The 18,837-nt window shown below is 69.2% G+C and carries 17 protein-coding genes; 15 read left to right on the top strand and 2 right to left on the bottom strand.

Annotated elements, in window-relative coordinates:
- Positions 1 to 19 precede the first annotated feature (19 nt).
- From CF68_RS31190 to CF68_RS31120, 15 genes are all read left to right on the top strand, one after another.
- Positions 20 to 811 carry an enoyl-CoA hydratase family protein gene (locus CF68_RS31190; RefSeq protein ID WP_035826713.1) on the top strand — a complete coding sequence of 264 codons (792 nt, stop codon included), beginning with the start codon at positions 20 to 22 and terminating at the stop codon, positions 809 to 811.
- Positions 801 to 1,967, top strand: coding sequence for an acyl-CoA dehydrogenase family protein (locus tag CF68_RS31185; protein WP_035826634.1), 1,167 nt, complete (start codon positions 801 to 803; stop codon positions 1,965 to 1,967). Before CF68_RS31190 ends, CF68_RS31185 begins: the two co-directional genes overlap by 11 nt.
- Positions 1,968 to 1,987: 20 nt before the next feature.
- Positions 1,988 to 3,055, top strand: a complete 1,068-nt coding sequence (locus CF68_RS31180; protein WP_035826631.1) for an acyl-CoA dehydrogenase family protein — start codon at positions 1,988 to 1,990, stop codon at positions 3,053 to 3,055.
- Positions 3,056 to 3,075: 20 nt separating this feature from the next.
- Positions 3,076 to 4,227 carry an acetyl-CoA C-acetyltransferase gene (locus tag CF68_RS31175; RefSeq protein ID WP_035826712.1) on the top strand — a complete coding sequence of 384 codons (1,152 nt, stop codon included), beginning with the start codon at positions 3,076 to 3,078 and terminating at the stop codon, positions 4,225 to 4,227.
- A 10-nt stretch (positions 4,228 to 4,237) separates the two neighbouring features.
- Entirely contained in the window at positions 4,238 to 5,113 is an 876-nt protein-coding gene (locus CF68_RS31170) for an SDR family oxidoreductase (RefSeq protein ID WP_035826629.1), read from the top strand.
- 11 nt (positions 5,114 to 5,124) lie between these two features.
- A complete protein-coding gene (locus tag CF68_RS31165) occupies positions 5,125 to 6,288 on the top strand; it encodes an acyl-CoA dehydrogenase family protein (protein WP_035826627.1) in 1,164 nt (387 codons plus the stop codon).
- Positions 6,285 to 7,487 carry an acyl-CoA dehydrogenase family protein gene (locus CF68_RS31160; protein WP_035826625.1) on the top strand — a complete coding sequence of 401 codons (1,203 nt, stop codon included), beginning with the start codon at positions 6,285 to 6,287 and terminating at the stop codon, positions 7,485 to 7,487. The genes CF68_RS31165 and CF68_RS31160 overlap by 4 nt, the downstream gene beginning before the upstream one ends.
- On the top strand, positions 7,484 to 8,287 hold the full coding sequence (locus CF68_RS31155) for an SDR family oxidoreductase (protein ID WP_035826622.1): 804 nt from the start codon (positions 7,484 to 7,486) through the stop codon (positions 8,285 to 8,287). The genes CF68_RS31160 and CF68_RS31155 overlap by 4 nt, the downstream gene beginning before the upstream one ends.
- Positions 8,288 to 8,327: 40 nt before the next feature.
- Positions 8,328 to 8,783 (top strand): MaoC family dehydratase, encoded by a 456-nt coding sequence (locus CF68_RS31150; RefSeq protein WP_035826619.1) that lies wholly within the window; start codon positions 8,328 to 8,330, stop codon positions 8,781 to 8,783.
- A 14-nt stretch (positions 8,784 to 8,797) separates the two neighbouring features.
- Positions 8,798 to 10,000: an acetyl-CoA C-acyltransferase gene (locus CF68_RS31145; protein WP_035826617.1), complete on the top strand. Its 1,203-nt coding sequence runs from the start codon at positions 8,798 to 8,800 to the stop codon at positions 9,998 to 10,000.
- 249 nt (positions 10,001 to 10,249) lie between these two features.
- Entirely contained in the window at positions 10,250 to 11,215 is a 966-nt protein-coding gene (locus CF68_RS31140) for a YCF48-related protein (protein ID WP_035826615.1), read from the top strand.
- A 38-nt stretch (positions 11,216 to 11,253) separates the two neighbouring features.
- The gene (locus CF68_RS31135) at positions 11,254 to 13,695 is read left to right on the top strand and encodes an RND family transporter (protein ID WP_035826613.1); all 2,442 of its coding nucleotides are present in this window, start codon (positions 11,254 to 11,256) and stop codon (positions 13,693 to 13,695) included.
- A gap of 71 nt (positions 13,696 to 13,766) precedes the next feature.
- Positions 13,767 to 14,960, top strand: a complete 1,194-nt coding sequence (locus CF68_RS31130; protein ID WP_369798929.1) for an NADH:flavin oxidoreductase — start codon at positions 13,767 to 13,769, stop codon at positions 14,958 to 14,960.
- Positions 14,961 to 15,035: 75 nt separating this feature from the next.
- Entirely contained in the window at positions 15,036 to 16,136 is a 1,101-nt protein-coding gene (locus CF68_RS31125) for a Rieske 2Fe-2S domain-containing protein (RefSeq protein ID WP_051591777.1), read from the top strand.
- A 26-nt stretch (positions 16,137 to 16,162) separates the two neighbouring features.
- Entirely contained in the window at positions 16,163 to 16,954 is a 792-nt protein-coding gene (locus CF68_RS31120; protein WP_035826610.1) for an SDR family oxidoreductase, read from the top strand.
- Between the two features lie 71 nt (positions 16,955 to 17,025).
- Here CF68_RS31120 and CF68_RS39035 read toward each other — a convergent pair whose 3' ends face one another.
- Positions 17,026 to 17,148, bottom strand: a complete 123-nt coding sequence (locus CF68_RS39035; RefSeq protein WP_255351165.1) for a hypothetical protein — start codon at positions 17,146 to 17,148, stop codon at positions 17,026 to 17,028.
- Positions 17,149 to 17,250: 102 nt separating this feature from the next.
- A complete protein-coding gene (locus CF68_RS31115; protein WP_035826608.1) occupies positions 17,251 to 18,630 on the bottom strand; it encodes a DUF1329 domain-containing protein in 1,380 nt (459 codons plus the stop codon).
- Positions 18,631 to 18,837: the final 207 nt, after the last annotated feature.

Here is an 18,837-nt window from a genome sequence, read left to right as displayed (position 1 = left end):
CCCACAGACAGAGGAAACCATGCAAACGAACAAAAAGACCGGGCCGTTCCGCATCGACACCGCCGACGGCATCGCCGAACTGGTGATCGACCATGCGCCAGTCAATGCGCTCGACAGCGCCGGCTGGCATGCGCTGGCCACCGCGATCGACCAGCTGGGCACCGATCCCGCCGTGCGCGTGATCGTGCTGCGCGGCGAAGGCCGCGGCTTCTGCGCCGGCGTCGACATCAAGGAGCTGGCCGCTTACCCGCAGCGCATCGTCGATGTCAACGCCGGCAACTATGCCACCTTCCGTGCCGTGCACCGCAATCCCAAGCCGGTCATCGTGGCCGTGCACGGCTTCGTGCTGGGCGGCGGCATCGGCATCTGCGGCGCGGCCGACATCATCATGGCCGCCGATTGCGCGCGCTTTGGCGTGCCGGAGATCGACCGCGGCGCCATGGGCGGCGGCGCCCACCTGCAGCGCATGTTCGGCGTGCAGAAGGTCAGGGCGATGTACTTCACTGGCGAGATGATCGATGCCGCCGAGGCATACCGGCTGGGCGCGGTCGAGCGCGTGGTGCCGCGCGCAGAGTTGCGCGAGGCCGCCATGACGCTGGCCCGCCAGATCGCCGCCAAGAGCCCGGCCATGCTGCAGCTGGCCAAGGAAGCGCTCAATGGCGTGGAGGACGGCAACCTCGAGGACAAGTACCGCTGGGAGCAGGGCTTCACGCTGCAGGCCTATATGAGCGCGGATTCCGGCGAGGCGCGTGCCGCCTTCGTCGAAGGCCGCGAAGCCCGCTTTGCGCAGGGAGAGCGCGATGCAGCTTGAATACACCGACGCCCAGCGCGCCTTCCGCGCCGAGGTGCGCGACTGGATGGCCGCGCACGTGCCGCGCACGCCGCTAGCGAGCTTCGATACCGAAGCGGGCTTCGCCCAGCACCGCGCCTGGGAGGCCACGCTCAACCAGGGTCGCTGGAGCATGGTCACGTGGCCGGCCGAACTGGGCGGGCGCGGCTGCGACCTGATCGAGTGGCTGATCTTCGAGGAAGAGTACTGGCGTGCCGGCGCGCCGATGCGCGTCAACCAGAACGGCATCTTCCTGCTCGGACCCACGCTGATGGAATTCGGCACCGAGGCGCAGAAGGCGCGCTTCCTGCCGCGCATGGCCTCGGGCGAGCATGTCTGGGCGCAGGGCTGGTCCGAGCCGAACGCAGGCTCCGACATGGCCGCGATCCGCTGCAGCGCGATCCGGCAGGGCGATGACTATGTGATCAACGGCCAGAAGATCTGGTCGACGAGGGCGGTGTGGGCGGACTGGCTGTTCGGCCTGTTCCGCACCGACCCGGCCTCGACCCGACACCATGGCCTGACCTTCATCCTGATGCCGCTGGATACGCCCGGCATTACCGTGCGCCCGATCCGCCAGCTCAACGGCCAGACCGGCTTTGCCGAGATCTTCTTCGACGACGTGCGCGTGCCGGTGGAAAACCGCCTGGCCGCCGAAGGCGCCGGCTGGCAGGTGGCCATGGCCACCGCCGGCTTCGAACGCGGCCTGATGCTGCGCTCGCCGGCGCGCTTCCAGGAAACCGCGCGCGCGCTGGTCAGGCTGTACCAGGCCAACCGCGAAGCGGCGGACCGTGACCCCTCGCTGCGCGAGGCGGTGCTGCGCGCCTGGATGGACGCCGAGGCCTACACGCTGTCCACCTACGCCACCGCGAGCCGCCTGGTGCGCGGCGGCCATATCGGCGCGGAGTCGAGCACGAACAAGGTGTTCTGGTCCGAGCTGGACATCCATATGCACGATACCGCGCTGGCCATCCTGGGGCAGTCCGCAGAGGTCGCGCCCGACGGCCAGCCGCCGGGTTCGCTCGGCCACTGGCTGGATGGCTTCCTGTTCTCGCAGGCCGGGCCGATCTATGCCGGCACCAACGAGATCCAGCGCAATATCGTCGCCGAGCGCCTGCTCGGCATGCCGCGCGCATGACGGCACCCGGGGAAAACACCATGGATTTCGCATTGACCGAAGAGCAGGAGCAGTTTGCCGAGGCGATCCGGCGCTTCCTGATGACCGAGATGACGCCCGAACTGACGCGCGAGCTGTGGGCCACCGAGTCCGGCCGCTCCGACGCGCTGTGGCGCCAGCTTGCCAACCAGGGCCTGACCGCGGTGATGGTGCCGCAGGAGCAGGGCGGACTGGGGCTGGGCGAGGTCGAATGGGCGCCGCTGGCGCAGGCCTGCGGCTACTTTGCGCTGCCCGAGCCTTTGCTCGACACCGCGCTGGTGGCGGCCGGGCTGCTGCGCGATGCGCTCGCGGCAGCGCCGAACGCCTCGGCGCGCGAACGCTGCGCCACGCTGCTGGAGCGCATCGCCGCCGGCGATGCGCGCGTGGCAGTGGCGCATCCGCAAGAGCGGCTGGTCGCCGACGCCCACGTGGCCGACGCCATCCTGTGCGCGCACGAAGGTGCCGTGCACCTGGTGCGGCCCGACCAGGCCGTGCTGACGGCGCGCACCGGGCTCGATCCTTCGCGCCGCCTGTTCGAGCTGGCCTGGACGCCGGCCGCGGAGTCCGAGCTGATCCCGTCCGGCAGTGGCCTGTGGAACAGCGCGCTGAACCGCGGCGCGCTCGGCGTGGCCGCGCAGCAACTGGGCCTGACCCAGCGCATGCTGGACCTGGCGATCGACTACAGCGCGCAGCGCAAGCAGTTCGGCAAGGCCATCGGCGCCTACCAGGCGGTCAAGCACCTGCTGGCCGACGTGGCGATCCAGCTTGAATTCGCCAGGCCGGTGCTGCTGCGCGCCGCCGCCGCGCTGGCGCATGGCCTGCCCGATGCGGGCCTGCATGTCTCGCACGCCCGCGTGGCCGCCGCGCGCTGCGCGTGGAGCGCGGCGCGCCAGGCCATCCAGGTGCACGGCGCAATGGGCTACACCTGGGAACTGGACCTGCAGATCTTCACCAAGCGGGCCTGGGCCCTGGCGGGAAGCTGGGGCGACCGTGCCTTCCACAAGGCGCGCATGGGCGCGCACATCCTTGACGGCGCGCATGACATCGGCGCCGGCGCCACCTTCGCCTGATTCCAAAGAGACCAATGACCATGAAAGACGCCTATATCGTTGATGCCCTGCGCACGCCCACCGGGCGCCGCAAGGGCGGACTGTCGCACATGCACGGCGCCGACCTGGGCGGCTTCGTGCTGGCCGAGCTGGTGCGCCGCAACGGCATTCCCGCCGAGGACTATGACGACGTGGTGTTCGGCTGCGTCGACACCATCGGCCCGCTGGCCGGCAATATCGCCCGCAGCGCGTGGCTGGCAGCCGGCCTGCCGCTGACGGTGCCGGGCGTGACCGTGGACCGCCAGTGCGGCTCGTCGCAGCAGGCGGTGCACTTTGCCGCGCAGGCGGTGATGAGCGGCACGCAGGATGTGGTGATCGCCGGCGGCGTGCAGACCATGACGCAGATTCCGATCTCGTCGGCCATGCTGGCCGGGCAGGCGCTGGGGTTTGCCGACCCGTTCTCGGGCAGCAAGGGCTGGCAGGCGCGCTTTGGCGATGCGCCGGTGTCGCAGTTCCATGCCGCGCAGCGCATTGCCGATCACTGGAAGCTGTCGCGCGAAGCGATGGAAGCCTACGCGCTGGCAAGCCATCAGCGCGCCGCTGCCGCCATCGAAGGCGGCCGCTTTGCGCGTGAAATCGTGCCGTGCGAAGGCGTGAAGCATGACGAGACCCCGCGCCCCGATACCACGCTGGCCAAGATGGCTGCGCTGGAACCGCTGATGCCCGGCAGTTCGCTGACCGCGGCCGTGTCCAGCCAGACCGCCGATGCCGCCGCCGCGCTGCTGATCGTCTCGGAAGACGCGCTCAAGCGCTACCAGCTCAAGCCGCGTGCGCGCATCGCGCATATGAGCGTGCTGGGCGACGACCCGCTGTGGATGCTGACCGCGCCGATCCCGGCAACCAAACACGCACTGGAGCGCAGCGGCCTGCGCCTGGCCGATATCGACGTGGTCGAGATCAATGAAGCGTTTGCCTCGGTAGCGATGGCATGGCTGGCCGAGACCGGCTACGCGGCCGAGCGCACCAACCCCAACGGCGGCGCCATCGCACTGGGCCACCCGCTGGGCGCCACCGGGGCGCGCCTGATGACCACGCTGCTGCATGAGCTGGAACGCACAGGCGGCCGCTACGGCCTACAGACCATGTGCGAAGGCGGTGGCCTGGCCAACGTCACCATCATCGAACGCTTGTAAGGAGAGCGCCATGGGAATCTGCGACGCACGCACCGTCATCATCACCGGCGCCGGCGGCGGTCTGGGCCGCGCCTATGCGCTGGCCTTCGCCGCCGAGGGTGCCAATGTAGTCGTCAACGACATCCGGCGCGAGGCGGCCGAGGCCGTCTGTACGGAGATCCGCGCGGCCGGCGGCAGCGCACTGGCCAGCGCTGACGACATCACGCAGCTGGCCACCGCGCAGCGCATCGTCGATGCCGCGGTCGAGGCCTTCGGCGAGGTGCATGTGCTGGTCAACAACGCCGGCATCTGCCGCGACCGCATGTTTGTCAGCCTGACCGAAGCGGACTGGGACGACGTCATGCGCGTGCACCTGCGCGGCCACTTCTGCCTGGCCAACCTGCTCGCCAAGCGGTGGCGCGATGCCGCCAAGGCCGGCCGCGCCGTCGACGCGCGCATTATTAACACCAGCTCCGGCGCGGGCCTGCAGGGTTCGGTCGGGCAGTCCAACTACGCCGCCGCCAAGGCCGGCATTGGCGCGCTCACGCTGGTGCAGGCCGCCGAGCTGGGCCGCTACGGCATCACCGCCAATGCGCTGGCGCCGGCGGCGCGCACCGGCATGACCGAAGATGTGTTCGCCGACATGATGCGGGCGCCGGAAGACGGCTTCGATTACTACGACCCGGCCAACGTCGCGCCGCTGGTGGTATGGCTGGGCAGCGCCGCGTCCGCGCAGGTCAACGGACGCATGTTCGAGGCGGCCGGCGGCATGGTCTCGGTGGCCGACGGCTGGCGCACCGGACCGAAGTCCGACAAGGGATCACGTTGGCAGCCGGCCGAACTGGGCGCAGCCGTGGCGGAACTGCTGGCGCAGGCGCAGGCACCCCAGCCGGTCTACGGCAGCTGAGCGCGACGGCCATGGACTTCTCCCTTAGCGTCGAACAGCAGATGGTCCGCGACAGCGCGCGCGACTACCTCGCCGCGCACAGCGATTCGGCGGCGGTGCGGCGCGTGACCGAGGCGGGTCCCGCGCACGATGAAGCGCTGTGGCACGCGGTCGCGGGCGACCTCGGCTGGTGCGGCATCGCACTGCCCGAAGCCGTGGGCGGCGCCGGCCTGGGCGCGCCCGGGCTGGTGCTGCTGCAGGAACAACTGGGCCAGCGCCTGGCCTGCGTGCCGTTCTGGTCCGCTGTGTGCGTGGCCGCGCCCTGGCTGCAGGCCAGCCTGGGCCCGCGTGGCAGCGCGCAGTGGCTGGAGCGGCTGGCCTGTGGCGAGCTGCGTGCCGCCGCGGTGCTGCCGGACGATGGCGGCTGGCAGTACGACGGCGTCGCCATTGGCGCGCAGGCAAGCGTGGATGGCTTCGTGCTGCGTGGCAGCGCCGCCCAGGTGGCCGATGCCGCCGGCGCCGACTGGCTGCTGGTGCCGGCCCGGCTCGAAGACGGCATGCCTGCGCTGTTCCTGCTGGAACCGGCAGCCCTGGCCCGGGATGCGCGATTCATGCTGGCGCCGCTCAATACGCTGGACCGCACGCGGCCGCTGGCCGCGCTGCGGCTGGACGGGCTGCCCGTGCCCGCCAGCGCGTGCCTGGCGCGCGCGGACGCGGCGGCCTTCGGCCTGGCCCAGGCCTGGTGGCACGGCAAGCTGATGCTGGCGGCGGAGCAACTTGGCGCGGCCCAGCAATGCCTGGACCTAACCGTGGCCTATGCCTCGGAGCGGATCCAGTTCGGGCGCGCCATCGCTTCGTTCCAGGCGGTCAAGCACCGCTGCGCGCAGATGATGGTGCTGGTCGAGGCGGCGCGCTCGGCGGTGTATGGCGCGGCGCAGGCGTGGGAAACGGGCGAGGTGGCCGATGACACCGGCATCCGCCTCGACATCGCCGCCGCGTCCGTGGCCGCCGACGATGCCCTGCGCTTCTGCGCGCAGGAGGCTATCCAGTTGCATGGCGGTGTCGGCTTCACCTGGGAATACGACCCCCAGCTCTATTTCAAGCGCGCGCAGGCCGCCAGCCACTGGCTGGGCGGTGCCGGCGCGGCGCTGGCGTATCTCGCAGCCAATGGCCCGCATGCCTGGAGGACAGCATGACAGCGAATCAAGAGGCGGCATTCCGCGCCGAAGTCGCGCAGTGGATGGCCGCCAACCTGGCCGGCGAGTTCGCCTGCCTGAAGCACCGCGGCGGCCCCGGCGACGAAGAGGCCTATCCCGAACTGCGCAAGGCGTGGGAGCGCCGGCTGGCCGAAGGCGGCTGGACCGGCCTGGGCTGGCCGCGCGCGCATGGCGGGCGCGAGCTGCCGGTCATGCAGCAGGTGATCTTCCATGAGGAATACGCGCGGGCAGGGGGACCGGGCCGCATGGGCCATATCGGCGAGGGGCTGATCGGCCCGACCCTGGTCGCCTTCGGCACCGACGACCAGAAGGCGCGCCTGCTGCCCGGCATCCTGAACGGCACCACGTTCTGGTGCCAGGGGTATTCGGAGCCTGGGGCGGGCTCGGACCTGGCCAATGTGCGCACGCGGGCGGAGCGCGATGCGGTCACTGGCGACTGGCTGGTGAGCGGCCAGAAGGTGTGGACCTCGCTCGCGCACGATTCGGACTGGATCTTCGTGCTGGCGCGCTGCGAGCCCGGCTCGCGCGGCAGCAAGGGCCTGATCTTCCTGATGCTGCCGCTGGACCAGCCCGGCATCGAGATCCGCCCGATCCGCCAGATGGGCGGCGGCGCCGAATTCAATGAAGTGTTCTTCGACGGCGCGCGTGCCGCCGCCGCCGATGTGCTGGGCGCGCCCGGCGATGGCTGGCGCATCGCCATGGCGCTGCTGGGCTTCGAGCGCGGCATCTCCACGCTGGGCCAGCAGATGCAGTTCACGCATGAACTGGAGTGGGTGGCGCAGGCCGCGCGCGACAACGGCAGCAGCCGCGACGCGCTGGTGCGCCAGCGCATTGCGCGCGCCTGGGCCGGCCTGCGCGTGATGCGCGCCAATGCGCTGCGCATGCTGGCGGGCGCGGCGCAGGCGGGCCAGGACGGCGGCACCGCGCTGCAGCGAGAGGCGCTGATCTACAAGTACTACTGGTCCAACTGGCACCGCGACCTGGGCCAGCTGGCGCTGGACGTGCTGGGCCCGCTGGCCAATGTGCTGGACGCCGGCGACACGCGCCGCACGCGGCTGCAGCAGATGGCGCTGTTCTCGCGCGCCGACACCATCTACGCCGGCACCAACGAAATCCAGCTCAACATCATCGCCGAACGCGGCCTCGGCATGCCGCGCGAAGCACGAGGACAGCCATGACCCTGAACACCGAAATCCCCAGCGCCCCGGCCTATGTGCCCGGCCATCAGCTGCTCGCCGGCAAGAGCGTGCTCATCACCGCGGCGGCGGGCGCCGGCATCGGCTTTGCCGCCGCGCGCCGCTGCGCCGAGGAGGGCTGCCGCGCGCTGATGATCTCCGACGTCCATGAGAAGCGCCTGGCAGACGCGGTTGAGCGCCTGCGCGCGGAAACCGGCCTGCACGCGATCCATGGCCAGCTTTGCGATGTGTCGGATGAAGCGCAGGTGCGCGCACTTGTGGCCGCCGCCGAAGAAGCCTTGGGCGGAACCGACGTACTGATCAACAACGCCGGCCTGGGCGGCTCGCGCCGCCTAGTTGATATGGACGATGCCGAGTGGTCGCGCGTGATCGATATTTCCCTCACGGGCACCTTCCGCATGACGCGCGCGATGTTGCCGCACATGCAGGCGCGCCGGCGCGGCGCCATCGTCAACAACGCGTCGGTGCTGGGCTGGCGTGCGCAGAAGGAGCAGTCGCACTACGCCGCGGCCAAGGCCGGGGTGATGGCGCTGACGCGCTGCAGCGCGATGGAGGCCGCCGAATTTGGCGTGCGCATCAATGCGGTGGCGCCCAGCATCGCGCTGCACGACTTCCTGAAGAAGTCGGCGCCGGCCGACCTGCTGCGCCGGCTCAGCGAGCGCGAAGCGTTCGGGCGTGCGGCGGAGGTGTGGGAGGTGGCCAATGTGATGGTGTTTTTGGCCAGCGACTATGCCTCGTACATGACGGGCGAGGTGCTGCCGGTGAGCAGCCAGCGGGCTTGAAGGGAAACAGTTGGGACCGGGAACAACGCAGGAACCAGACATGCCAAGAATCTTCCGTTCTGCCGAAGACATCCACGCCGCCGTCGGCCAGCGCCTCGGCGAAAGCGCCTGGACCCAGATCACCCAGGAACAGGTCAACCAGTTCGCCAATGCCACCGGCGACCACCAGTGGCTGCACGTGGACCCTGAGCGCGCCGAGCAGGGCCCATACGGCGCCTGCATCGCGCACGGCTACCTGACGCTGGCGCTGGTCAACCAGTTCCTGCCGGAGCTGGTCACGGTCGAAGGCATGAAGTGGGGCGTCAACTACGGCTGCGACAAGGTGCGCTTCCCGGCGCCGGTGCGCGTGGGCGCGCGCGTGCGCGGGGTGGGGGAACTGGTGCGGGCCGAGACCCTGCAGGGCGGCGTGCAGTCGGTGGTGCGCATGACCGTGGAAATCGAAGGCGGCGACAAGCCGGCCTGCGTAGCCGAGACCATCAGCCGCTATTACTTCTGAACAGGAAATCCAGCATGAAAGAAGCAGTCATCGTCGCCGTCGCGCGCACACCGATCGGCAAGGCCTTCCGCGGTGCCTTCAACGACACCGAGGCCCCGGCGCTGGGCGGCCACGTGGTGCGCGCGGTGGTGGAGCGCGCCGGCGTGGATCCGTCCGAGGTGGAAGATGTGCTGATCGGCGCGGCCGCGCAGCAGGGCACCCAGGGCTACAACCTGGGCCGCCTGTGCGCGGTGGCGGCCGGCCTGCCGGACAGCGTGCCCGGCATGACCATGGACCGCATGTGCGGCTCGGGCCTGATGACGATCGCTGCGGGCGCCCGCGCGATCCAGTGCGGCGAGGCCGACATCATCGTCGCCGGCGGCGCGGAGTCTATCTCGCTGACGCAGACCAAGCACAAGAACAGCTACCGCGCCCAGTCCGAAGCGGTGCTGGCGCGGCAGCCGGCAGCCTATATGGCGATGATCGAGACCGCCGAGGTAGTGGCGCGACGCTACGGCATCAGCCGCGCCGAGCAGGACGCCTACGCCTGGCGCAGCCAGCAGCGCACCGCCGAGGCACAGCGGCGCGGTGCCTTCGACGACGAGATCGTGCCGCTGGAAACGCGCCGCGCGCTGTTCGACAAGGCCGGCACGCTGACCGGCCACGAGACCGTTCGGCTTGCGCACGACGAGTGCAACCGGCCCGAGACCACGGCCAGCAGCCTGGAAGCGCTGAAGCCGGTCTGGAGCGGCGGACAGGCGGTGGCCGCCGGCGAGCACATCACTGCCGGCAATGCCTCGCAGTTGTCGGACGGCGCCGCCGCGGTGCTGATGATGAGCGCCGACGAGGCCCGCCGGCGTGGCCTGCGCCCGCTGGGCCGCTACCGCGGCATGGCGGTGGCGGGCTGCGCGCCGGACGAGATGGGGATCGGCCCGGTGTTCGCGGTGCCCAAGCTGCTCGAGCGCCATGGCATGACGGTGGCGGATGTGGGCCTGTGGGAGCTGAACGAGGCCTTTGCCTGCCAGGTGCTGTACTGCCAGCAGAAGCTGGGCATCCCGGATGCGCGGCTGAATGTCAACGGCGGCGCGATCTCGATCGGCCATCCGTTCGGCATGTCCGGTGCGCGCATGACCGCGCACGCATTGATTGAAGGCCGGCGCCGCGGCGTGCAGCAGGCGGTGGTGACCATGTGCATCGGCGGCGGCATGGGCGCCGCCGCGCTGTTCGACGTTCTGTAATAAGAACCCTGGACGGGGATAGCCGTTGGTGTGCCGATGGGTGTGCTCCCTCTCCCCGCTCCCGGGGCGGGGGGGGGGGGGGCGGGCGGTGGCATACCGCAGGCCATACTTCGTAAGACACGCCGGCCCTCCCCCCAACCCTCTCCCGCAAGCGGGAGAGGGGAGCAAACACTTTGGTTCGATAAGCAGCCCGGCACGGACCGGCCCGCAACGAGGCCGCCTGCCATCACTCCATCAGGAGGAGACATCATGAAACGACTGATCGGCGTCGCCATGTCGCTGGCCGTGCTGGCCACCGCGGTATGGGCCTTCGCGCCGCGCCCGCTGCCGCCGTTCGCGGCCACGACGCTGCGCCCGGACGGCCTGCAGGTCAACGGCATCGCGCGCGCCGGCGAGCGCCTGGTGGCAGTGGGCGAGCGCGGCCAGATCCTGTTCAGCGACGACCAGGGCGCCAACTGGCGCACGGCCGCCGTGGATCATCCGCAAGGCGCCGCGCTGACCCAGGTGGCCTTTGCCGACAGCCGCCACGGCATGGCGGTCGGGCACAGCGGCTGGATCCTGCGCACCGAAGACGGCGGTGCCCACTGGCAGCAGGTGGCGTTCGACGCGAGCTCGTCCGATCCGCTGCTGGGCGCCTGGGCGCAGGCGGGCGGCCCGTGGTTCGCGGTCGGCAGCTTTGGCCGCTTCCTGGTCTCGCGCGACCAGGGCCGGCACTGGGAGACAGCCGCAGACAGGGCCATGCAGGACCGCCACCTCAACGGCATCGCCGGCGACGGGCAGGGACGCCTGATGCTGGTCGGCGAAGCCGGCCTGGTGCTGCGCTCGCCCGACGGCGGCAGCCGCTGGGAAGTGGTGAAGTCCCCCTACGAGGGTTCGCTGTACGGCGTGCAGCCGCTGCGCGACGGCGCCTGGCTGGCCTTCGGCATGCGCGGCAACGCCTTGCGCAGCGAGGACTTCGGCGCCACCTGGCAGGCCGCGGACACTGGCCTCAAGACCTCGTTCTTCGGCGGCGTCGAGCTGCCCGATGGCCGCATCGTGCTGGCCGGGCAGGGCGGCACGCTGGTGATGTCCGCCGACGGCGGGCGCCACTTTACCGCGTTGCCCGCCGGCAGCCCGCAGACCCTGGCCGCGCTGGCCCCTGCCGGCAAGGGCACGCTGGCGCTGGGCGGCAATGGCGGCCTTGCCGGCGCCACGCTCGCCGCCAATCCCCGCTGACCCTGCCTGACCCTGGCTTACCGAATGCGAGAACGATCATGAACCGCCCCCATTCCTCCGGCCGCCTGGGCCGCTTTGTCGATGCCTGCGCCAGCCTGCTGATGCAGCGGCGCCGCCTGCTGCTGGTGCTGTGCCTGGCCGTGACCGTGGTGCTGGGCGTCTCGGCCACGCGGCTGCGGCTCGATCCCGGCTTCAACAAGATGATCCCGCTGCAGCACCCGTACATGCAGGTGTTCACCAAGTACGCGAGCACCTTCTCCGGTGCCAATACGGTGCTGCTGAGCCTGCGCTGGAAGGGCGACGGCGACATCTACAACGCGGCCTTCATGGACAAGCTGCGCCGCGCCACCGATGACGTGTTCTTCATCCCCGGGGTGGACCGCTCGCGCGTGTTCTCGCTGTTCACGCCCAATGTGCGCTACACCGAGGTGACGGAGGCGGGCTTTCGCGGCGACGTGGTGGTGCCGGGACGCTTCTCCGGCACGCCGGCCGAGCTCGACAAGGTGCGCCGCAACGTGGCGCGCTCCGGCCAGATCGGCCGCCTGGTCAGCAACGACCTGAAGTCCGCGCTGATCCGCGCGGAATTGCGCGAGACCGATCCGGCGACCGGCAAGACCATCGACTACGGTTCGGTCGCGCGCCAGCTGGAGAAGATCCGCGGGGAATTCAGCGGCACCGACGTCGAGGTCAATATCGTCGGCTTTGCCAAGCTGGTGGGCGATGTGGAAGAGGGCATCGCCGGCGTGATGGGCTTCTTCGCGCTGGCCTTCGCCGTGACCGCGCTGCTGCTGTGGCTGTACACGCGCTCGCTGCGCATCACGCTGCTGTCGCTGGTGGTGGCGCTGCTGCCCGTGGCCTGGCTGCTGGGCCTGCTGCCGCTGCTGGGCTACGGCATCGACCCGATGTCGATCCTGGTGCCGTTCCTGATCTTCTCGATCGGGGTCTCGCACGCGGTGCAGATGACCAATGCCTGGAAGCAGGAAGTGGTGCAGGGACATGGCGCGCTCGACAGCGCCAGCGCGGCCTTCCGCAAGCTGTTCATCCCCGGCACGGTCGCGCTGCTGACCAACGCGCTCGGGTTCATGGTCATCATGCGCATCGAGATCGACATCGTGCGCGAGCTTGGCATCACGGCGTGCCTGGGCGTGCTGCTGATGATCGTGACCAACAAGGTGTTCCTGCCGATCCTGCTGTCGTACACGCGGCTGGAGCCGTCGGCGCTGGCATCGGCGCAGGCCCGGCGCGCGAACGGATCCGGCGGGCTGTGGCAGAAGTTCGGCGCGCTGGCGCGCCCGGGCCCGGCGCTGGGCGTGTTCGTGGCCGCGCTCGCGCTGCTGGCGGCCGGCGCCATCGATTCGCGCGGCCTGAAGATTGGCGATGTCGGCAGCGGCGCACCGGAACTGCGCGCGGATTCGCGCTACAACCGCGACAGCGCCAGCATCGTGAGCCAGTACAACATCGGCTCGGATGCACTGACCGTGGTGGTGGAGCCGACCGGCTTCGATGACGGCTGCCTGCACTACCCGGTGATGAGTGCGGTGGAGCGCTTCGAGATGCATATGCGCGGCGTGTCCGGCGTGCAGTCGGTGGTGAGCGTGTCGTCGCTGGCCAAGGTAGTGATCGGCGCCTACAACGAGGGCAACCCGCGCTGGGAGGCGCTGCCGCGCAGCAGCGAGGGCCTGAGCCAGGGCGCCAAGGCCTTCGACCCGGACAACGGCATGAATACCTCGAACTGCCAGGCCATCCAGGTGCTGATCTACACCGCCAACCATGAGGGCGCCACCATCGCCCACATCATCCGCGAGATCCGCCGCTTCACCGCCGCCGACAAGACCCCCAACGTGGCGTTCCGCCTGGGCGGGGGCAATATCGGCGTGATGGCGGCCACCAATGAGGCCGTGGAAGAAGCCGAAGTGACCATGCTGCTGTCGATCTTCGGCGCGATCACGCTGCTGTGCCTGCTGACGTTCCGCTCGTGGCGCGCGGTGCTGTGCATCATCGTGCCGCTGACGCTGGTGTCGGTGCTGTGCAATGCGCTGATGGCGCGGCTTGGCATCGGGCTGAAGGTGTCGACGCTGCCGGTCATCACGCTGGGCGTGGGCGTCGGCGTGGACTATGGCATCTACCTGTATGAGCGCATCCAGCACCAGATCCGCGAGGAAGGGCAGGCCTTGCCGCAGGCCTTTGCCGAGGCCATGCGCCAGCGCGGTTCGGCGGCGCTGTTCACGGCGTTGACGATGTGCATCGGGGTGGGCACGTGGGCCTTTGCCGCGCTCAAGTTCCAGGCCGACATGGGGATCCTGCTGGCCTTCATGTTCCTGGTGAACCTGTTCGGCGCGGTGTCGCTGCTGCCGGCGCTGGCTGCATGGCTGGGCGTGGAGGAGGAAGAGCGTGCGCGCGTGGCCGCCGGTGGTGCCGGTGGCGCCGCGCGCGGCGAGACGGTGCCGCCGGCGCACGCCCTGAAATCCGACGCGGTGTAAGGCCGATGACCCGGAGAGACAGCATGCACGATCACCAGGCTTACGCGGCGGCGGCATTCACGCCGGTCCGCATCGGCCCGCTCACGCTGCGCAATCGCATTATCAAGGCCGGCGCCAACGAGGGCATGACGACGCAGGGCCTGCCGACCCAGGCGCTGGTCAGGCACCACCGCGAGCTTGCCGCGGGCGGCGTGGGCATGACCACGGTCGCATACGCGGCCGTGGCCGACGACGGCCTGACTTTTTCGCACCAGCTCAGCATGCGCCCGGAGCAGGTTGCGCACCTGCGCGTGCTGACCGATGCCGTGCATCGCGAAGGCGCGGCGGCCTGCCTGCAGATCACCCATGCGGGCTCGTTCACCACTATGCGCCACGGCGGCAGCCGCGCCCCGGGCAGTGCTTCATCCGGACTCAATGCGTTTGGCATGCTGCATGGCGTGTATTTCCAGCGTGCCATGCGCGAGGCGGACATGGCACGCGTTGCCGGCCAGTTCGCCGCGGCGGCGCGGCTGGCGCGCGAAGCCGGCTTCGACGCGGTGGAAATCCACATGGGGCACGGCTACCTGCTCAACCAGTTCCTGTCGCCGCTGAGCAACCGGCGGCGCGATGCGTTCGGCGGCAGCGTGGAGAACCGCACCCGCTTTCCGGCTTCGGTGCTGCGCCAGGTGAAGGACGCGGTCGGCGCCGAGCTGGCGGTCTGCTGCAAGCTGAGCGTCAGCGACGGCGTGCCGGGCGGCAACGAGCCCGCGGATTCCGCCGTGACCGGGCGCCTGCTGGAGGCGGAAGGCGCCGACCTGCTGACCCTCAGCGGCGGGCGCAACGTCGAGAGCCCGTGGGCGCTGTTCGGCAGCCCCATGCCCACGGCGCAGATGAAGGCCGCCGCGCCGACCGCGGTGGCGCGCTTCGGCATCACCATGCTGGAGAAGCGCACGCCGCGCGAGCTGGCTTTTCGCGAGCTGTACTTCCTGGAGGCGTCACGCGTGGTGCGGCGGGCGGTGCGCATGCCGCTGGCCTATATCGGCGGCGTCAAGTCGATCGGCAATGTCGCGCAGCTGATGGAAGAGGGCTTCGACTGCGTCGCGCTGGCGCGCGCGCTGATCCACGATCCCGCGCTGGTCGCCAACTGGCGCAGCGGCGCGGTGGCGCATTCGGCCTGTGACAGCTGCAATGGCTGCGTGGCCCGGATCTACGATCCGGCCGGCGTCAGTTGCGTGCATGGCCCGGGCAATGATCCGGCGCTGACCAGGATTGCCGCGCTGCAGTAGTCCGATGAGACGATGAGCCGCCGGCCAGACGCTCTTATCTTGAAGGTCCCACGGGAATTCAAGGAGACAGACGCAATGACCGCTGACGGCAACCAGACTGGCTACAAGGCCGGCTACAAGATCGAATCACGCCCGCTCGAGGCCCGCTACGCGCGCGGCTGGCATTGCCTCGGCCCGGCCGATGGCTACCGCGACGGCGCGCCGCACACGCTGAATATCTTCGGCCGGCGCCTGGCGGCGTTTGCCGACTCGACCGGCGCGATTCGCGTGATCGACGGCTATTGTCCGCACATGGGCGCGGACCTGAGCACCGGCACCGTGCAGGGCGACAACTTGGTCTGCCCGTTCCACGGCTGGCAGTGGGGCGGCGACGGCGGCTGCAAGTCCATTCCCTACTGCAAGCGCGTGCCGCCCAAGGCCCGCGTCGGCGCCTGGGAGACCTGCGAGCAGAACCGCCTGCTCTTCATCTGGCACGATCCCGAAGGCCGCCCGGCACCCCCCGAGGTGGCGATTCCGCGCATCGAGGCCTGCTTCTCTTCGGATTGGTCGGACTGGGCCATCGACGAGATGCTGATCCGCACCAATTGCCGCGAGCTGGTCGACAATATCTCCGACATGGCGCATTTCGGCACGGTCCACGGCGCGCCGGTGGACTACTTTGCCAACCTGTTCGAAGACCACAAGGCCACGCAGCTGATGATCGGGCGCAGTGCCCGGCTCTCGGGCGATGCGCAGCTGACGGCGCTGTCCACGTACTTCGGGCCCGCGTACCACATCACCGAGATGATCGGACAGATGGGCGACCAGCAGATCCACTCGATCCTGCTCAACTGCCATGTGCCGATCGACCTCAACAGCTTCGCGCTGCGTTACGGCGTGCTGGTGAAGAAGATCCCGGGGCTGTCCGAGGAACAGAACCGTGCCATGGCGCAAGCCTATGTGGAGCAGGCCAAACAGGCCTTCTACGAGGACGTGGCGATCTGGGACAGCAAGATCCGCATCGACAACCCGCTGCTGTGCGAAGGCGACGGGCCCATCTACCAGATGCGTGACTGGTACCAGCAGTTCTACACCGACGTGGAGCAGGTGCGGCCGTCCAGCGTGGCACGGCGCATCTTTGAGCTGAACCCGGGCAATATCGAGCCGCCGGCGCTGCGGCATGTGTTCGAGGCCTGATGGCAATCTCCACGGAACCTCGCACCATGAAAACCGTAGTCATTACCGGAGCCGCGTCCGGCATGGGTGCGGCCGTGCGCCAGCGCATGCTCGCCGACGGCTGCCGGGTCATCGGCATCGACCTGCGCGATGCCGACATCGTTGCCGACCTGTCCAGCCAGCAGGGCCGCGCTGCCGCGATCGACGCCGTACTGTCGCGGTCAGGCGGCCGCATCGACCAGCTGGTCTGCTGCGCCGGCCTGGGCCCGCATGTCGAACCCGCCACGCTGGTGGCATCGGTTAACTACTTCGGCGTGGTGGCGCTGCTGGATGGCCTGTTCGAGGCGCTGCGCCAGGGCTCGGAACCGTGCGCCGTGGTGGTGTCGTCCAACTCGGCCACGCTCCAGTCCTGGGAGAGCAGCCCGCTGCGTGATGCCTACCTTGCCGGCGACGAGCCAGGCGTGCGCGCGATGGTGGCAGCCGCCGCTGCGGCGCAAGCCACCCGCGACCAGGCAGGCTATATCGCCTATGCCAGCTCCAAGCATGCGGTGGCGGCGGCCGCGCGGCAACGCGCCGCCGCCTGGGGCCAGGCCGGCGTGCGCCTCAACGTGGTCGCGCCGGGCGCGGTGGAAACGCCGCTGCTGCAGGCAGGGCTCAAGGATCCGCGCTATGGCGATGCCATCCGCGATTTCCTGCCGCCGCTGGGGCGCCGCGCCCAGCCTGAAGAGGTGGCCGCGCTGATCGCGTTCCTGTGCGGGCCGCAGGCTGCCTACATCCATGGCAACGTGGTGTTCATCGACGGCGGCCTGGATGCCGCGCAGCGACCGCTGAACTTCTGATCTCCTGGTCAATGGGGCATCCGCCGCGAGCCGCGGCGGATGCCCCATTTTTATTTGATGGCGTTCCGGACTTACGCGGCCACGACATCGTCCTGCATCCGGCGCTCGCGTTCGCCGGGATACATGGCTTCCTTTTCGAGGTAGAAGCAACCGGTGCAGCCCGGGTTGCAATCGGAGCGGCTGGGCTTTGCCATGCAAAAACCCCCAAAAGTTGTCTCCAACTTTTGGGGGGCAGTTCAGGGCGGGGAGCGCGACCGGGCGCCAAAGGCTGCGCCCGGCCGGATATCACGATGGGATCAGGTACCCGACCCGCGCGCGGCGTCCGGGGAGAAAAACGCCTCGTTGAATTCCGGGCTGTTGTTCAGCGTTGCCATCGGGCCTTCGTTGGTCAGGCGGTCGGCCAGGTAGGCACCCGAAATCAGGTCATGGTAGAACACCGTGGTCGGATAGTAGCGGCGTGCATCATAGGCGTACACCGAGGCCTGAAGATTGGTGCGCCACAACTGGCCGCGGCCATCGTAGTTGTCGGCCGCCAGGGCGAGCCAGCTGTCTTCGTCGAGATACAGCACGCGCTTCGCATACTGGTGGCGGAAACCGGACTTGAGCGTTGCTTCCAGTACCCATACGCGATGCGGTTCATAGCGCATGACGTCCGGATTGGCATGGCCATTCGTGAGCAGCTCCTTGTACTTGACGGAAGTGCTCAGCAGCTTGTAGTTGTGGTACGGGACGAAGATCTCCTTCTTGCCGACGATCTTCCAGTTGTAGCGCTCGCCGGAGCCGTTGAAGAGCCGGTCGTCGTCCACCGTGCGGAAGCCGCCGGGGCCCTGGGGCTGGTCAAAGCCGAATTCCGGTGCCTGGCGCACCCGCCGCGTGCCCGGGTTGTAGATCCACGTGCGGTTGGTGTCCGAACCCTCCTGGTCCCAGACCGCATAGCCAACGATCACCTGGCCGCGGTCACGCAACGGCAGGTCCGTGGCGGTGCGGAAGAAGGAGCGCTCGTTGAGCGCGCTGCGCGGGTCGAACTTGCCGTTGTTGCGCGGCGACAGGATGCTGTATGAGACGCGCCCCCACGCGATCGAGCCGTTCGGATAGACCACGGCCTGGTCGAACTGCGCCTTCTCGGTGCCGATGGCCGACGAGAAGCGCTGGTTCCACAACAGCTCCATCGCGGTTTTCGGAATCGGGTAGGGAACCTGGGGTCCTGCTTCCTTCAGGCCGTTGGCATCGCTCGTCATGCTGACGGTGGAGGCGTAGGTGCGGATGTCCTTGTAGACGGTGTCCTCATATCGGAAGTCGCGATGGCTGGGGTACACCGGCATCTTGAAGCTGTCGGGGTACTTCTTGAACAGTGCCTTCTGCCCGTCGCTGAGCCGCTCGGCATACTGCGCCATGTTCTGCGCGGTGATGACGAACAGCGGCTTCTCATCGGCATACGGGTCCGGGTAGCGTTCGCCGCGCTGGTATTTGACATGGGCCGGCGTGCCCAACCACTTGCCGGTCCACGCCGGGACCTCGCCGTCCTTGCTGGCGGCACGCTCGGCGCCCATCGGCGTGAGGGTGCCATCCAGTTGCTTGAGCTCCTCCGGGGTGGCCTTCGCCCACGATGCCGCCGCCAGGGCCATGCTGGTGAGCAGCAGGCCACCGCGTATCAGTTGTCTTGTGCTGGATTTCATTGAAGTCTCGCTCCTTGTAAAGAGGAATTGCCGGCGCTGGCTGTGCCTGTGCCTGTGGTGACAGCGTAGTGATGGCGCGGCGGCGGGGAATCGTTGGAACGGACTAGTGGATTTCCCTAGCGCCCGGCGTGGCGGAGGGGGCGGGGACAATCCGGGTGGCGTGCCAGCATCCCGCGAGGATTGCGGGAGCGTACCGGGGTGGTACGG

Source organism: Cupriavidus sp. SK-4 (assembly GCF_000611125.1).
Lineage (GTDB): Bacteria > Pseudomonadota > Gammaproteobacteria > Burkholderiales > Burkholderiaceae > Cupriavidus > Cupriavidus necator.
This window is presented reverse-complemented; position numbering and strand designations above follow the sequence as displayed.

Excerpts from the sequence above, each read along its gene's own strand:
- CF68_RS31165 (WP_035826627.1), top strand. The coding sequence starts at position 5,125 with ATGGACTTCTCCCTTAGCGTCGAACAGCAGATGGTCCGCGACAGCGCG.
- CF68_RS39035 (WP_255351165.1), bottom strand. The coding sequence starts at position 17,148 with ATGGCAAAGCCCAGCCGCTCCGATTGCAACCCGGGCTGCACCGGTTGC.
- CF68_RS31185 (WP_035826634.1), top strand. The coding sequence starts at position 801 with ATGCAGCTTGAATACACCGACGCCCAGCGCGCCTTCCGCGCCGAGGTG.
- CF68_RS31155 (WP_035826622.1), top strand. The coding sequence starts at position 7,484 with ATGACCCTGAACACCGAAATCCCCAGCGCCCCGGCCTATGTGCCCGGC.
- CF68_RS31145 (WP_035826617.1), top strand. The coding sequence starts at position 8,798 with ATGAAAGAAGCAGTCATCGTCGCCGTCGCGCGCACACCGATCGGCAAG.
- CF68_RS31190 (WP_035826713.1), top strand. The coding sequence starts at position 20 with ATGCAAACGAACAAAAAGACCGGGCCGTTCCGCATCGACACCGCCGAC.
- CF68_RS31140 (WP_035826615.1), top strand. The coding sequence starts at position 10,250 with ATGAAACGACTGATCGGCGTCGCCATGTCGCTGGCCGTGCTGGCCACC.
- CF68_RS31160 (WP_035826625.1), top strand. The coding sequence starts at position 6,285 with ATGACAGCGAATCAAGAGGCGGCATTCCGCGCCGAAGTCGCGCAGTGG.
- CF68_RS31170 (WP_035826629.1), top strand. The coding sequence starts at position 4,238 with ATGGGAATCTGCGACGCACGCACCGTCATCATCACCGGCGCCGGCGGC.
- CF68_RS31115 (WP_035826608.1), bottom strand. The coding sequence starts at position 18,630 with ATGAAATCCAGCACAAGACAACTGATACGCGGTGGCCTGCTGCTCACC.
- CF68_RS31180 (WP_035826631.1), top strand. The coding sequence starts at position 1,988 with ATGGATTTCGCATTGACCGAAGAGCAGGAGCAGTTTGCCGAGGCGATC.
- CF68_RS31125 (WP_051591777.1), top strand. The coding sequence starts at position 15,036 with ATGACCGCTGACGGCAACCAGACTGGCTACAAGGCCGGCTACAAGATC.
- CF68_RS31135 (WP_035826613.1), top strand. The coding sequence starts at position 11,254 with ATGAACCGCCCCCATTCCTCCGGCCGCCTGGGCCGCTTTGTCGATGCC.
- CF68_RS31120 (WP_035826610.1), top strand. The coding sequence starts at position 16,163 with ATGAAAACCGTAGTCATTACCGGAGCCGCGTCCGGCATGGGTGCGGCC.
- CF68_RS31175 (WP_035826712.1), top strand. The coding sequence starts at position 3,076 with ATGAAAGACGCCTATATCGTTGATGCCCTGCGCACGCCCACCGGGCGC.
- CF68_RS31150 (WP_035826619.1), top strand. The coding sequence starts at position 8,328 with ATGCCAAGAATCTTCCGTTCTGCCGAAGACATCCACGCCGCCGTCGGC.